A 14,002-nucleotide genomic window follows, 5' to 3' on the forward strand; every position below is an offset into this window, starting at 1 on the left:
CTAAATATGATGAAACTGAGGGCTCGCATGCTGCGGGCTTTCTTTTATAAAGGAGAGATTGGGAATGAGACTTGATAAGCTGCTTGCCAACAGCGGGTATGGTTCCAGAAAAGAAGTCAAAGCCGTTGTGAAGGCTGGAGCCGTTATGATCGACGGCAAACCTGCCAAAGATGTAAAGGCGCACGTTGATCCTGATGCGCAGGAGGTGACCGTATACGGGGAACCGGTTGATTATCGAGAGTTCATTTATCTTATGATGAATAAACCGCAGGGTGTGCTGTCGGCGACTGAGGACAGCCGGCAGCAAACAGTGGTCGATCTGCTGACGCCGGAGGAGATGAGATTTGAGCCATTTCCAGCCGGCAGGCTTGATAAAGATACAGAGGGCTTTTTGCTGCTCACAAATGACGGGCAGCTCGCACATCGGCTCCTTTCTCCTAAAAAGCATGTTCCAAAAACGTATGAAGTCCATTTAAAATCACAGATTTCTCGGGAAGACATCTCCGATTTGGAAACGGGTGTCTACATAGAGGGCGGCTATAAAACAAAGCCGGCGAAAGCGGAAATTAAAACAAACGACAGTGGCAATAGCGTGATATACCTGACAATTACAGAAGGAAAATACCATCAGGTCAAGCAAATGGCAAAGGCTGTCGGCAATGAAGTGGTTTATCTGAAGCGGCTTTCGATGGGACGCGTTTTCCTAGATCCCGCTCTGGCACCCGGAGAATACCGTGAGCTGACAGAGGAAGAGCTTCATTTGCTCAATGAGTCGCAAGCATGACAAAAACCCCGCATACCTAATGCGGGGTTTTATTTATAAGCACACAAAAACAAGGCTCAGTAGTTTCTTCGCCCTGTTATCTATCGGGCCGCTCTCAGGCGGCCCTATGTAATTTTTCAATTTATGAGGTAATCTTTACTTTCTTTCTCGTTGTCTCCCACTTGCCACGGCTTGGACTATGAACAAGATCATTATATGCCAACACATTTAAGTCTCTTTGAATCGTTCTAGGTGTAATGCCGAATTCGTCAACCAGTTCCTGTGTTGTCACAAGACCTTTTTCTTGGATAAACATGTAAACTGATTTGATTCGAGTTAGCATACGGTTTGTTGAAGGTTTCAAAAAACCACTCCCTATCATAAGATCGGATGGACTTGACTAACCACAACTCACGACTATCAACTGCGTACGAAATAGCAACAAAGGCAGACATCTGTAATTGTTATAATAATTCGCCCTCATTATACACGATATTGCAGTGATGAATCTAGGGATAACTCCTATTAATTTTTTCCAATTCGCGTTGGGCAGCCATCCTTGTTGGATTACTATGTATTTCGGCTCAATATTATTATGGTTAAAGAAACTTTTTTTATTCTGTTTCGTAGTAAATTTTGGAGGTGGGTGAGTTTTGACAAGTTTGCTTGAAGCTTCAATAGAACGGGCCGGGTATACAAGCCGAAAAATAGTGCTCACCGATGTTTTTTTGGAAGTCAGAAAAGGGGAACTAGTTGGACTGATCGGAGCTAACGGCGCCGGAAAAAGCACCGCAATCAAGGCGATACTCGGCCTTTCAGAAGATTTTAAAGGGCATATTGCCTGGAACGACTGTTCATTTGCATATATTCCGGAGCATCCGTCCTTCTACGAAGAACTGACGCTGTGGGAGCATTTGGATCTGATCAGCACACTCCACGGCATCAAAGAGAGGGAATTTGCGCATCGGGCCCAAAGCCTGCTGCAGACGTTTTCGCTTGATCATGTCAAACATGAGCTGCCTGTCACCTTTTCGAAGGGCATGCAGCAAAAACTAATGCTTATCCAGGCCTTTCTCTCTAAGCCGGATATGTATGTGATTGATGAACCGTTTATCGGCCTTGATCCGATATCGACGAAACGCTTTGTGGACATGCTTAAGGCTGAAAAAGAACGTGGAGCCGGAATTCTTATGTGCACGCATGTACTCGATACCGCGGAAAAAATCTGTGACCGGTTTTATATGATTGAGAAAGGTTCATTATTTCTCCAAGGCACGTTAAAAGATATTCAGGACAAGACCGGATTAGAGGGGCAGTCATTGCTTGACTGTTTTTATAAGGCAGTTCAAGGTGATCGGCCATGAACGGGCGTACGCTCTTTTTTCGAAGGCTGTTTGACTATTACAAGTATCAGTTTAAAGTGTTGCATGCGGTCATTGACTGGACAGTCGCTCTCTATATCGTTTTGCCGGCGATTGCTTTTGTCATCTATCAGTATATTGATTTGATGAATGGAAGAGGCCTTCTTTATGAGTGGTCTGAAGTGGCGGAGTGGAGATGGCTGTACGCTGTGTGTGGGCTGATCATGTTTACAGGATCGATTCGTACATTTTTAATGGAAGCGGACAAAGTGTTTTTGCTGCAAAAGAAAGAAATCATCTATCAGCTCAAACGGTACGCGCTTTTGTATTCTTTTCTGGTCACGATGGCTAAATGGCTGCTTCTCTTTTTTATTGTCCTTCCCCTTATCAGTCATTTTGTTCACATCACATTCGCAGAAAGCGCTGCTCTATTGTGTTATTTGTTTGGCCTTCATATAGTCTTTTTATCTTTAAAGCAAGACAGGATCAGAAAGCCGCGCTCTATTTCGAGATGGATTGGCGATATCCTTGTCAGAGCTATTCTTTTTGCTGGTTCTGCGATCCTGATTGTTTTTACTGAGCGGCACTTGCTTGCGCTTTTTGGCATTTTATTTTTGCTTTTCTCAGTTATCCGCAGTTTGAAAAAGACAGCTTCGTTCACGGCTTTTGAAGCTGAGGTGACTGAAGAGAAAAAAAGCAGGCTTGCCCTTGCAGGACTTGTGATGATGATGAGTCAGGAGGCGGGAATGCCAAAAGTAAAAGACAGGATGAGAAGAAAACCGTTATTATACCGAAATTCAAAAAGGATATTTAAAAGACGAACGATCTGCACAGGCTATAAGGAATTGTTTTTTAAAGTCATGCTGAGGAATGGCGAGTATGCGAGGCAGATGTACATGCTATTGTCAGCTTTCACCGTTCTCATATTTGTTTCCCCAATTTGGCTGAAGGTGATTGCACTGCTGGTATATACAGGGGTTTGCCGTTATATCCTGACGCTTATTTTTGACAAGGTCATGGATGCCCCTTTTTTAATTGGCACCGATAAGGAAAGTGATGAATATTATCGGGCCAGAAAAAGCTGTATCAATATCCTGCACTATACGTTTGCCGCCTGTTGTTTTTTAGCGGCCGCTGTCTCTTTATTGTTTACATAAAAAACCCAAACGGCTGCCGTCTGGGTTTTTTGGTCTATGTTATAAAATAAAAAGCTGGATGAAAAACAGAATGGCGAAAACGATGACGAGCGGATGAATCTCTCTCCATTTTCCCCGCGCCGCTTTTACTATTGGGTACGAAATAAAGCCAAGCGCGATTCCTGTAGAAATGCTAGAGGTCAAAGGCATGGCCAGAATGACGAGAAACGCAGGAAATGCCTCGTCCATCTCTTTCCAGTTCATATTGGAAACTGAGCCCATCATCAGGCTACCGACGATAATCAAAGCAGGCGAGGTGATGGCGGCTATACCTGACAAGGCGCTGACAAGCGGACTGAAAAACATTGAAGCCGCAAACATCACCGCGACAGTCAAAGCCGTAAGCCCCGTTCTTCCCCCGGCTGCGACACCCGCCGAAGATTCGATAAATGCAGTCGTCGGACTTGTGCCGAAAACAGCTCCTACTGTCGTCGCGGTTGAATCAGCAAGCAGCGCTTTTCGCACGTTCGGCAGCTTGTTGTTCTTCATCAGCCCGGCTTGCTCGGCAACTCCGATCATCGTGCCTGTCGTATCAAAAATTGTGACTAATAGAAAAGAAAAGACGACAGCGTACAGGCCGTGATGAATGACATCGCCAAAAGCGGTAAATGGATTTGAGATCATCAATCCTTCCGGCAAATGAGGAAGCGACATAAATCCCTTTGAAAAATGGAGCTGACCGGTGAAAAAGGCGATCAAAGCGGTAGCTGCCATTCCGATAAATAAAGCGCCGCTTACATTCAGCACCATCAGGACCACGCTGATCAAAAGGCCAACCAGCGTTAAGATCACACCAGGTGAATGCAGATTGCCGAGAGTGACCAGGTTTGACTCATCAGCTGCCACAATTCCCGCTTGACGCAAACCGATAAAAGCAATAAACAGCCCGATCCCTGTTGTGATCCCGTATTTTAAATTGTTTGGAATCGCTTCTATAAGTTGTTTTCTTAAAGGCGTTAACGATAGAATAATGAAGAGAACCCCTGCTGTAAATACTGCGCTGAAAGCTGTTGCGTACGTGATGCCGCCATCGCTTGCGCTTACGACATGAAAGGCTAAATAAGCGTTCAAGCCCATGCCGGGCGCAATAGCAATCGGATAATTTGCTGCCAGGGCCATCCACAGCGTTCCGACAATGGAGGCAATAATCGTTGCGGTGAACACCTGGTCGAAAGGAACCCCGGCGTTAGCCAGAATGACCGGATTGACCACGACGATATAGACCATTGTGAAAAAGGTCGTCAGCCCTGCTATGATTTCTTGCTTTATGGATGTTTGCTGCTCTTTTAGATGAAACATAGTATCCTCCAATTACGAACGTTTTAACAAAACACCATTAATATTATTCGTTTTATTTGGTTTTTGCAAGTCATTTCTTGCGGAAAGGGGATCATTATGAACTGGGAAGTTGAAGTGATCAGAAAAAAAGAGGATTTAATTCGTGATACGCAGGAATTTTTGAGAATCAACAGTGTCATGGACGAAACAACCGCCGGACCCGGTAAACCGTTTGGAGAAGGGGTAAATGCCAGCCTGACTTCATTGCTGGAGCTTGGAGAAAAAGAAGGCTTTACAACAAAAAATCTTGACGGCTTCGCAGGTCATATTGAATGGGGGGAGGGCGATGACATTATCGGCGTACTTTGCCATGTTGACGTCGTTCCGCCGGGAGATGGGTGGACGAGTGATCCATTTTCAGCTGAAATCCGCAACGGACGGATTTATGCAAGGGGCGCCATTGATGACAAAGGCCCGACAATGGCGGCATTCTACGCGCTGAAAATCGTGAAAGACATGAATTTGCCCCTGTCCAAGCGAGTCAGAATAATTATCGGAACAGATGAAGAAAGCGATTGGAGATGCGTAGAGCATTATTTCAAGCATGAAGAAATGCCAACAATGGGCTTTGCGCCTGACGCCGATTTTCCGATCATTAATGCGGAAAAAGGGATCATTGATGCTTCTTTACTTATTCCGCACCGCCCAAATCAAGCAGAAGCAAAGGCAGTGCTTGTCTCGTTTCAATCAGGCCTTCGTTTAAACATGGTGCCTGACGCTGCGGAAGCTGTCATTGAAGGGCCGAAAAAAGAAGAGATTCTGTCTTCATTTAAAGACATGCTCCGCACGACGGACCAAAAAGGGGAAGCTGCAATAGAGAACGGACAGCTCATTTTGCGTATGTACGGTCTTTCCTGCCATGCGATGGAACCGAACAATGGGATCAATGCCGGCATTTTATTGTGCGAATTTCTCCAGCAGACTGAGCTTGACGATGCAGGAAAGCGGTTTGTGCAAGTTGTGACAGATAAGTTCTCAGGTGATACAAGAGGAAAAAAACTGGACATCGACTGTGAGGATGAAATCAGCGGTGAGCTGACATTAAATGTCGGAACACTGCGCTATAAAGAAGGGCAAGGAGGCGAGCTCGGGATCAATATCCGCTATCCTGTGACAGCGGAAAGCAAAGCGATCCGCGATGCATTCGAAAGCGCATCTGAATTTGAGCTGGGAGAATTCAAAGACAGCAAGCCGCATCACGTGTCCGCAGATCATCCGTTAGTCAAAACCCTGCAAAAGGTTTATGAAGGCCAGCTGGGTAAAAAAGCTGACTTAATCTCAATTGGCGGGGGGACTTATGCGAGATCCTTAAAAGCCGGTGTCGCGTTCGGCCCGCTGTTCCCCGGACGCCCCGACAGCGCACACCAAAAGGATGAATATATCGAAATTGATGACCTGCTGAGATCGACAGCGTTATATGCTCAGGCAATTTACGAGCTTGCAAAATAAAAGGACCGGCTTCTGCTGAAGCCAGTCCTTTTTTTAAATAAATGACCATAAATCAGTTGATAAGTACCGTTCTCCTGTATCAGCTGTCATGCAGACCACAACTTTGTCAGGAGAGAGGCGTTTCGCTGTTTCGATTGCCGCGAAGCAGGCAGCGCCTGATGAAGGACCGACAAGAATTCCTTCTTCAGCAGCAAGCCGTCTTGTCGTCGTATACGCGTCTTCATCAGAGATTTTGATAATTTCATCATAAACGTCTTCATTTAAAATCGGCGGTATAAAGCCTGGGCTCGTTCCTACAAGTTTATGCGCGCCAGGTTTTCCGCCGGATAATACAGGCGAACCCGCTGGCTCAACAACATGAACCGTGATATCCGGAAAAAGCTCTTTGAGCGCCTCACCTGTTCCGGTAATGGTTCCGCCCGTTCCAGAGGAGGCGACAAAAGCGCCGAGCGGTTTTCCGATTTCCTCTATTGCCCGGGCGATTTCAGGCGCTGTTGTTTTCCGGTGCGCATCAGGATTGGCAGTGTTATCGAACTGCATTGGAATATAGCTGTTCGGAATTTGTTCGGCAAGCTCCTTCGCTTTTTTGATGCTGCCCGGCATTCTTTCCTCTCCGGGAGTTAATACAACCTCTGCACCGTAAGCTTTAAGTAGGTTGATCCGTTCCTTCGTCATCGTATCAGGCATAACTAAGATTGCTTTATATCCGCGTGCTGCCGCATTCATGGCGAGCCCGATTCCGGTATTTCCGCTTGTCGGCTCTATAATAACTGATCCCGGCTTGAGTAAACCGTTTTGTTCAGCTTCTATGATCATTTGATAAGCGGCTCTGTCTTTCACACTGCCGCTCGGATTGAAAAATTCAAGCTTTAAATAGACTTGTGCCGCATTTTCCGGCTGAAGCCGATTCAATCTCACTAGCGGTGTATCTCCTATCAGATCAGCTGTGTTTGTAACGATTTTCAACATTGTCATTCCTTTCTGAATAAAACAAGTGTCATATAATATCCTAACATAATAAACGTTTGTGCGAGAGTGTTTTCATACACTGTTCCTCTATCCGCACAGCCTCTTTATTGATAAAATAATAGCTGTCAAAGAAGGGAGTGTCAGACGGATGCCAGATATACGGCCTCATTATTTCATCGGCGTTCCCATACCTGAGGGAATTGCAAATCCGATCTACCAGGCTGCGAAAAACGAATCGGTATTGGCGTTTCAAAAATGGGTGCACCCGCTTGACTATCATATCACGTTAATTTTTCTCGGAGCGGCGGATGAGACACAAATAAAGAAGCTTGAAGGTTCGCTAACAGAGGTTGCTTCAGAAATTGACCCATTTTCAATTGAGTTTGGCAAGATAGATGTATTTGGCGACCGCAGAAGGCCGCGCGTTTTACATCTGGAGCCAAAGAAAAACAAAACGCTTGATAGACTGCGGGAACATACGAAGCAGGCTGTACTTCAGGCCGGCTTTCAAGTGGAAAAAAGACCGTATCATCCTCATATGACGCTGGCAAGAAAATGGACAGGCGAAGATGGATTTCCAGCTCATGTTCCGTTTGAAAGCGGCGAGGTTTCGATGATGGCTGAACGATTTTCGCTCTTTCAAATACACTTGAACCAATCACCAAAATACGAGGAAATATTCAAATTTCAATTATCTTAATTCATTGCGGAGTGGAGAAACAAACATGGCACAAATCATCAAAATTCATGATTATATATCGAGATATGAGCTTGATCCGTACCATTATATCAACCAGTTTGTACGTCTGAAAAAAGAGCGCTGGCTTTCACTAGTAGAAGCAGCGGAGCGCCAGCATGAAGAAAGGCAAGCCAGTGCTGAAGAACCGGAACCGGTGCAGAAACGAAAAAAATTTTCATTGAAAAGAAGAAAAGAAGAGATAAAAGCCGATATACAAGAAGAGAGACACCAATGGTTTGAGGACGAAGAAGATATTCATGTAAGGCTCCCGAAGAGCAGGGTGGCGCTTGCTTCTTTTTATAAAAGACATTTATATGATTTTCAGCTCAAATGGGCAAGCTCTACTCTTTCAGAAATATCTCAACTCTCAAACCAGGTGAAGCAGGACCGCATTTTGCGTTATCTGACCCAGCAGCTGCCTGATTCTTATTTTATTATGTATAAGCCTGTGCTGAAAATTCAGCAGGCGGCGGTTGAATTAAGCATTGTGATTATTTCTCCTCTGGAAATTTATTGCGTTTCTTTTTTAGAGGCTGAGGAAGACAGTGTCTACATAGGGTCTAAAAATCGTTTTTGGGACAAGAAAACAGCCTCTCAGACTGCATCAGTGTTAAATCCAGGGCTTAGCCTGTTTCGTACGGACTCGGTTGTGTCAAAGATCGTAAAGGAAAAACAGGCTGAGATTCCAGTTCGAAAATTGCTTCTGAGCAGAACGTCGTACATCGATTACCCAGAGCCGCCATACGGCTTAGAAATAGCGGATAAGCGGAGCGCGGAAGAATGGATTGAGCGGCAGAAGAAAAACACTGCGCCGATCAAACATCATCAGTTAAAGGCTGCAAAGGCTCTATTGTCTTACTGCATGTCTGACTCCTATCGCAGACAGGAGTGGCTGGAGTAAAAGAGAACGATTTGAGCGGTTTTCTCATAACATAAGCAGGTGAGAAAGATGAGCCATTGGTTTTTTATTATTAATCCGACAGCAGGACATCGAAACGGCCTGCGTGTTTGGAAGTCCATTCAAAAAGAATTGATCAAACGAAAGGTTGAGCACCGTTCATTTTTAACTGAACATCCGGGACACGCCGAGGTGCTCGCCAGACAGATTTCAACGATACAAGAATATAAGCTGAAGCGCCTGATCGTCATTGGCGGAGACGGAACCATGCATGAAGTTGTCAACGGGCTGAAAGATGTTGACGATATTGAGCTGAGCTTTGTGCCGGCGGGCGCGTATAATGATTTTTCGCGAGGATTCTCTATTAAAAAAATCGATCTGATTCAGGAAATCAAGAAGGTAAAGCGCCCGTTAACAAGAACCTTTCATTTAGGAAGCGTCAATTTCCTTCAGGATAAATCACAGATTCTTTATTTTATGAATCATATCGGGATCGGGTTTGACGCATATGTCAATAAAAAGGCGATGGAATTTCCGTTGAGACGGGTTTTTCTTTTTCTCCGCCTTCGATTTCTTGTGTATCCGCTTTCTCATTTGCACGCTTCGGCAACCTTTAAGCCGTTTACGTTAGCTTGTACGACGGAAGACGAGACGCGCGAATTTCATGATGTCTGGTTTGCCGTTGTATCCAACCATCCGTTTTACGGGGGAGGCATGAAGGCGGCGCCCCTAGCAAATCCGCGCGAGAAGACATTTGATATCGTAATCGTTGAAAACCAGCCGTTTTTGAAAAAATATTGGCTTTTATGTCTCATGGCATTTGGAAAACATACAAAGATGGATGGCGTTACGATGTTTAAAGCGAAGGACATTACATTTTACACGAAGGACAAAATCCCGTTCCATGCTGACGGAGAAATCATGGGCACTACCCCGTTTCGTCTGGCATCTAGTCCTTCACCCCTAAGGATCAAAACATAAACGTGTTTGAAGGAGAGAGCTTCCGATGGTCAGCATCCGCCGCAGCTTCGAAGCGTATGTCGATGACATGAATATCATTACTGTTCTGATTCCTGCTGAACAAAAGGAAATCATGACACCGCCGTTTCGGCTTGAGACAGAAACAACAGTTTTTCCTCTGACTGTCAGGGAGGAATACTCCCTTGAAGCAAAATACAAGTACATCTGCGTATCCGACCATCCTGTGACATTTGGAAAAATCCATTGCGTCAGAGCATCCAGCGGCCACAAAACGGATCTCCAAATTGGCGCGGTCATCCGGACGGCTGCGTTTGATGACGAATTTTATTATGACGGAGAGCTGGGCGCCGTTTATACCGCGGATCATACCTTATTTAAAGTATGGGCGCCTGCTGCAACCTCAGCTGCTGTCAAGCTTTCACACCCCAATAAAAGCGGGCGCACATTCCAAATGACTCGGTTGGAAAAAGGCGTCTATGCCGTTACGGTCACAGGTGACCTTCACGGATATGAGTATTTGTTTTCCATCTGCAACAATTCAGAATGGATGGAAACCGTTGACCCGTATGCAAAGGCTGTGACAGTAAATGGAGAGAAGGGCGTCGTCTTGCGCCAGGATCAAATGAAATGGACTGCTCCTCTTAAACCATTCTCACACCCTGTGGATGCCGTCATCTATGAGACGCATCTTCGCGACTTCTCCATCCATGAAAACAGCGGCATGATAAACAAGGGAAAATATTTAGCGCTGACGGAAACTGAAACACAAACCGCAAATGGCAGTTCTTCGGGACTGGCGTATGTAAAAGAGCTTGGTGTTACACATGTGGAGCTTCTGCCGGTGAATGATTTTGCCGGAGTTGATGAAGAGAAGCCGCTTGATGCATACAATTGGGGATATAACCCGCTTCATTTCTTTGCCCCGGAGGGAAGCTATGCCTCAAACCCTCATGATCCTCAAACGAGAAAAACAGAGCTGAAACAAATAATCAATACCCTGCATCAGCACGGTCTGCGAGTCATTCTGGATGTTGTTTTTAACCATGTGTATAATCGCGAGAATTCACCCTTTGAAAAGACAGTGCCCGGTTACTTTTTCCGGCACGACGAATGTGGGATGCCGTCAAACGGCACCGGCGTTGGCAATGATATTGCATCAGAAAGAAGGATGGCGAGAAAGTTTATTGCAGATTGCGTGGTCTATTGGCTTGAAGAATACAATGTCGACGGCTTCCGATTTGATCTCCTCGGCATTTTAGATATTGACACCGTGCTTTATATGAAAGAGAAAGCAACTAAGGCAAAGCCCGGAATCCTGCTTTTTGGAGAAGGGTGGGATCTGGCTACACCGCTGCCGCATGAACAGAAAGCTGCTTTGGCGAACGCGCCAAGAATGCCGGGCATCGGTTTTTTTAATGATATGTTTCGTGACGCTGTAAAAGGGAACACCTTTCACCTTATGGCAGCAGGGTTTGCGCTCGGCAGCGGTGAATCAGCACAAGCTGTGATGCATGGAATTGCCGGGTCTTCCGGATGGAAGGCATTAGCACCGATTGTTCCGGAACCAAGCCAGTCCATCAATTATATCGAATCACACGACAATCACACCTTTTGGGATAAAATGAGCTTCGCGCTTCCTCAAGAAAATGACAGCCGAAAGCGAAGCAGGCAAATGCTTGCAGCCGCGATTATTTTGCTTGCCCAAGGGGTGCCGTTTATTCACAGCGGCCAGGAATTTTTCCGGACGAAGCAGGGAGTGGAAAACAGCTATCAATCCAGTGACAGCATCAACCAGCTCGACTGGGATCGCCGTGAAACGTTCAAAGAAGATGTTCACTATATCCGCAGGCTGATCTCGCTGAGAAAAGCGCATCCTGCATTCCGTCTTAGGTCCGCTGCAGACATCCGGCGCCATCTTGAATGCTTGACGCTAAAAGAACACCTTATCGCATACAGGCTTTATGATCTTGACGAGGTTGACGAATGGAAAGATATCATTGTTATCCATCACGCGAGTCCAGCCTCCGTCGAGTGGAGGCTGCCAAATGACATACCTTATCGGCTTTTATGTGATCCATCAGGATTTCGGGAAGACCCGGCAGAAATCAAGAAAACGGTTGCAGTAAACGGCATCGGAACGGTTATCTTATATTTAGCATCAGATCTTAAGAGTTTTGCTTGACGAAGTTTGTGCTATAGCGCTAAAATTTAAAGGACGGCTATTGATTAGCATATGAGACTCTCAATAGCTGTCTTTTTTATTTTTATACGATTCGTACGAAAAAGGCATTCGCTGGATAGACTAGAAACGATTAGCCTTAATTCTAAAATATTTTAAGAAATGATGGGTTGAACATTGATATGAACTGGTTGGGACAATTACTAGGTAGCGATTGGGAGATCTTCCCCGCCGGAGGAGCTACAGGAGATGCATATTATGCGAAACATAACGGGCAGCAGCTTTTTTTAAAACGTAATAGCTCACCTTTTTTAGCTGTTTTATCCGCCGAAGGCATTGTTCCGAAGCTGGTTTGGACAAAACGGATGGAAAATGGGGACGTCATTACGGCCCAGCACTGGATGACCGGCAGAGAGCTGAAGCCTAAAGACATGAGCGGACGGCCCGTTGCTGAATTGCTTCGTAAAATACACACATCAAAAGCCTTGCTGGACATGCTGAAGAGACTTGGAAAAGAACCGCTGAACCCGGGGGCTCTTTTGTCTCAGCTGAAGCAGGCTGTATTTGCTGTGCAGCAATCTTCGCCGCTGATTCAAGAAGGGATCAAGTATTTGGAAGAACACCTGCATGAAGTGCATTTCGGTGAGAAAGTCGTTTGCCATTGTGATGTCAATCATAATAACTGGCTATTGTCTGAAGACAACCAGCTGTATTTAATTGACTGGGACGGCGCCATGATCGCTGATCCGGCGATGGACCTCGGGCCTTTGCTGTACCACTACGTCGAAAAGCCAGCTTGGGAGAGCTGGCTGAGCATGTACGGCATAGAGCTGACAGAAAGCCTTCGGTTGCGAATGGCTTGGTATGTGTTATCTGAAACAATTACTTTCATTGCCTGGCATAAAGCAAAAGGCAATGACAAGGAATTTCATGATGCAATGGAAGAGCTGCATATCCTCATGAAACGAATTGTTGATTAATCAGGAATACGAATCCATTTGCTCTACCCATTGAGACAGGCTGTTCTGATGCTCTTGTATGTGTGAGTCGATGGATTTGGACGATATTCCTGATTGGCTGTAGCGGTAAACATCTTCAAGCACGTTTTTGAAATTTGAATCAAGCTCGGTGTTTGCCATCAGTGATTTAATCACACGCTCAAGCTGCTCGTACTCTGCGACTGTTCCGCAGCAGTCCAATTGATGGTCAGTCAAGATATCCTTCAATAAATGAACTTGATGCTCATAATGTAAACCCATAACGGTACACATCCCTTCAGTATCATACGGGTTAAATTGTTCAAAACAGAGCGTTTTTATACATGTGAAAGGAGTGTTCCAGCAGACGGGACCCTCTTTTTTTATGCGCTCGGCCTTAAGAGAGATACACTGGAAAAACGAGCTTGCGGGTCTTTTTAATTCATGGTATGTTGTTAGTCGAAATAATAGATAGAGGTGTCAATCATATGAGAATGCGCCACAAGCCTTGGGCTGATGACTTTTTGGCTGAAAACGCAGATATTGCCATCAGCAATCCTGCTGATTATAAAGGGAAATGGAACACAGTGTTTGGCAACGACAATCCGATCCATATCGAGGTTGGTACAGGAAAAGGCCAATTTATTTCTGGTATGGCCAAACAAAATCCCGACATCAATTATATTGGTATTGAGTTATTTAAAAGCGTCATCGTGACAGCCGTCCAAAAAGTAAAAGACAGCGAAGCGCAGAATGTAAAGCTTCTGAATATAGATGCGGACACGCTGACGGATGTGTTTGAGCCGGGGGAAGTGAAACGGGTCTACTTGAACTTTTCTGATCCTTGGCCGAAGAAACGGCATGAAAAACGCCGCCTGACATATTCCCACTTCCTCAAAAAATATGAAGATGTAATGGGCAAAGGCGGAGCGATTCATTTTAAAACGGACAACCGAGGTTTGTTTGAGTACTCTTTGAAGAGCTTCTCTGAGTACGGCCTGCTGCTGACATACGTCAGTCTCGATTTGCATAACAGCAATCTGGAAGGCAATATTATGACAGAATATGAAGAAAAATTCTCTGCTCTCGGCCAGCCGATCTATCGGGCTGAGGTTGAATGGAGAACGTAAAGACAGACTCTGACAGGAGTCT

The 14,002-nt window shown here is 45.4% G+C and carries 14 protein-coding genes; 10 read left to right on the forward strand and 4 right to left on the reverse strand.

The window, feature by feature from the left end:
- The first annotated feature begins 64 nt into the window (after positions 1–64).
- Entirely contained in the window at positions 65–784 is a 720-nt protein-coding gene (locus ACQVGT_RS05965; protein WP_015384401.1) for a pseudouridine synthase, read from the forward strand.
- Between the two features lie 121 nt (positions 785–905).
- Here ACQVGT_RS05965 and ACQVGT_RS05970 read toward each other — a convergent pair whose 3' ends face one another.
- Positions 906–1,127: a DeoR family transcriptional regulator gene (locus ACQVGT_RS05970; RefSeq protein ID WP_003152337.1), complete on the reverse strand. Its 222-nt coding sequence runs from the start codon at positions 1,125–1,127 to the stop codon at positions 906–908.
- Between the two features lie 289 nt (positions 1,128–1,416).
- Here ACQVGT_RS05970 and ACQVGT_RS05975 point away from each other — a divergent pair, with 289 nt between their 5' ends.
- Together ACQVGT_RS05975 and ACQVGT_RS05980 are read left to right on the forward strand one after the other, a co-directional pair.
- A complete protein-coding gene (locus ACQVGT_RS05975; protein ID WP_015384400.1) occupies positions 1,417–2,127 on the forward strand; it encodes an ABC transporter ATP-binding protein in 711 nt (236 codons plus the stop codon).
- Positions 2,124–3,281: an ABC transporter permease gene (locus ACQVGT_RS05980; RefSeq protein WP_015384399.1), complete on the forward strand. Its 1,158-nt coding sequence runs from the start codon at positions 2,124–2,126 to the stop codon at positions 3,279–3,281. Before ACQVGT_RS05975 ends, ACQVGT_RS05980 begins: the two co-directional genes overlap by 4 nt.
- A gap of 39 nt (positions 3,282–3,320) precedes the next feature.
- Here ACQVGT_RS05980 and pbuO read toward each other — a convergent pair whose 3' ends face one another.
- Positions 3,321–4,619, reverse strand: coding sequence for a hypoxanthine/guanine permease PbuO (pbuO, locus tag ACQVGT_RS05985; protein ID WP_003229234.1), 1,299 nt, complete (start codon positions 4,617–4,619; stop codon positions 3,321–3,323).
- Positions 4,620–4,715: 96 nt separating this feature from the next.
- Here pbuO and pepV point away from each other — a divergent pair, with 96 nt between their 5' ends.
- Positions 4,716–6,107, forward strand: coding sequence for a dipeptidase PepV (gene pepV / locus ACQVGT_RS05990; RefSeq protein ID WP_015483572.1), 1,392 nt, complete (start codon positions 4,716–4,718; stop codon positions 6,105–6,107).
- Positions 6,108–6,140: 33 nt separating this feature from the next.
- Here pepV and cysK read toward each other — a convergent pair whose 3' ends face one another.
- Positions 6,141–7,076 carry a cysteine synthase A gene (gene cysK, locus ACQVGT_RS05995; RefSeq protein ID WP_015384397.1) on the reverse strand — a complete coding sequence of 312 codons (936 nt, stop codon included), beginning with the start codon at positions 7,074–7,076 and terminating at the stop codon, positions 6,141–6,143.
- Positions 7,077–7,224: 148 nt separating this feature from the next.
- On the opposite strand from cysK, the gene thpR reads away from it, so the two are divergent.
- The 5 genes from thpR to ACQVGT_RS06020 all read left to right on the forward strand — a co-directional run bounded on the left by thpR (position 7,225) and on the right by ACQVGT_RS06020 (position 12,853).
- Positions 7,225–7,776, forward strand: coding sequence for an RNA 2',3'-cyclic phosphodiesterase (gene thpR, locus ACQVGT_RS06000; protein ID WP_015483570.1), 552 nt, complete (start codon positions 7,225–7,227; stop codon positions 7,774–7,776).
- 25 nt (positions 7,777–7,801) lie between these two features.
- Positions 7,802–8,716 (forward strand): hypothetical protein, encoded by a 915-nt coding sequence (locus tag ACQVGT_RS06005; protein ID WP_015384395.1) that lies wholly within the window; start codon positions 7,802–7,804, stop codon positions 8,714–8,716.
- A gap of 48 nt (positions 8,717–8,764) precedes the next feature.
- Complete coding sequence (locus tag ACQVGT_RS06010) at positions 8,765–9,694, forward strand: diacylglycerol kinase family lipid kinase (protein WP_003229243.1); 930 nt, start codon at positions 8,765–8,767, stop codon at positions 9,692–9,694.
- A gap of 25 nt (positions 9,695–9,719) precedes the next feature.
- Positions 9,720–11,876: a type I pullulanase gene (gene pulA, locus ACQVGT_RS06015; RefSeq protein ID WP_015384394.1), complete on the forward strand. Its 2,157-nt coding sequence runs from the start codon at positions 9,720–9,722 to the stop codon at positions 11,874–11,876.
- A gap of 179 nt (positions 11,877–12,055) precedes the next feature.
- Complete coding sequence (locus tag ACQVGT_RS06020; protein ID WP_009967993.1) at positions 12,056–12,853, forward strand: phosphotransferase family protein; 798 nt, start codon at positions 12,056–12,058, stop codon at positions 12,851–12,853.
- Here the strand turns inward: ACQVGT_RS06020 and ACQVGT_RS06025 are convergent, their stop codons facing one another.
- Positions 12,854–13,132: a YtzH-like family protein gene (locus tag ACQVGT_RS06025; RefSeq protein ID WP_003237926.1), complete on the reverse strand. Its 279-nt coding sequence runs from the start codon at positions 13,130–13,132 to the stop codon at positions 12,854–12,856.
- A gap of 206 nt (positions 13,133–13,338) precedes the next feature.
- On the opposite strand from ACQVGT_RS06025, the gene trmB reads away from it, so the two are divergent.
- A complete protein-coding gene (trmB, locus tag ACQVGT_RS06030) occupies positions 13,339–13,980 on the forward strand; it encodes a tRNA (guanosine(46)-N7)-methyltransferase TrmB (RefSeq protein ID WP_014477684.1) in 642 nt (213 codons plus the stop codon).
- The last annotated feature ends 22 nt before the right edge of the window (positions 13,981–14,002 follow it).

This window comes from Bacillus sp. SCT118, from assembly GCF_058566435.1.

What these genes read in the sequence shown, in the direction of transcription:
- pepV (WP_015483572.1), top strand. Translation starts at nt 4,716, where the DNA reads ATGAACTGGGAAGTTGAAGTGATCAGAAAAAAAGAGGATTTAATTCGT.
- ACQVGT_RS05965 (WP_015384401.1), top strand. Translation starts at nt 65, where the DNA reads ATGAGACTTGATAAGCTGCTTGCCAACAGCGGGTATGGTTCCAGAAAA.
- ACQVGT_RS06020 (WP_009967993.1), top strand. Translation starts at nt 12,056, where the DNA reads ATGAACTGGTTGGGACAATTACTAGGTAGCGATTGGGAGATCTTCCCC.
- cysK (WP_015384397.1), bottom strand. Translation starts at nt 7,076, where the DNA reads ATGTTGAAAATCGTTACAAACACAGCTGATCTGATAGGAGATACACCG.
- pulA (WP_015384394.1), top strand. Translation starts at nt 9,720, where the DNA reads ATGGTCAGCATCCGCCGCAGCTTCGAAGCGTATGTCGATGACATGAAT.
- thpR (WP_015483570.1), top strand. Translation starts at nt 7,225, where the DNA reads ATGCCAGATATACGGCCTCATTATTTCATCGGCGTTCCCATACCTGAG.
- ACQVGT_RS06025 (WP_003237926.1), bottom strand. Translation starts at nt 13,132, where the DNA reads ATGGGTTTACATTATGAGCATCAAGTTCATTTATTGAAGGATATCTTG.
- ACQVGT_RS06005 (WP_015384395.1), top strand. Translation starts at nt 7,802, where the DNA reads ATGGCACAAATCATCAAAATTCATGATTATATATCGAGATATGAGCTT.
- ACQVGT_RS06010 (WP_003229243.1), top strand. Translation starts at nt 8,765, where the DNA reads ATGAGCCATTGGTTTTTTATTATTAATCCGACAGCAGGACATCGAAAC.
- trmB (WP_014477684.1), top strand. Translation starts at nt 13,339, where the DNA reads ATGAGAATGCGCCACAAGCCTTGGGCTGATGACTTTTTGGCTGAAAAC.
- pbuO (WP_003229234.1), bottom strand. Translation starts at nt 4,619, where the DNA reads ATGTTTCATCTAAAAGAGCAGCAAACATCCATAAAGCAAGAAATCATA.
- ACQVGT_RS05980 (WP_015384399.1), top strand. Translation starts at nt 2,124, where the DNA reads ATGAACGGGCGTACGCTCTTTTTTCGAAGGCTGTTTGACTATTACAAG.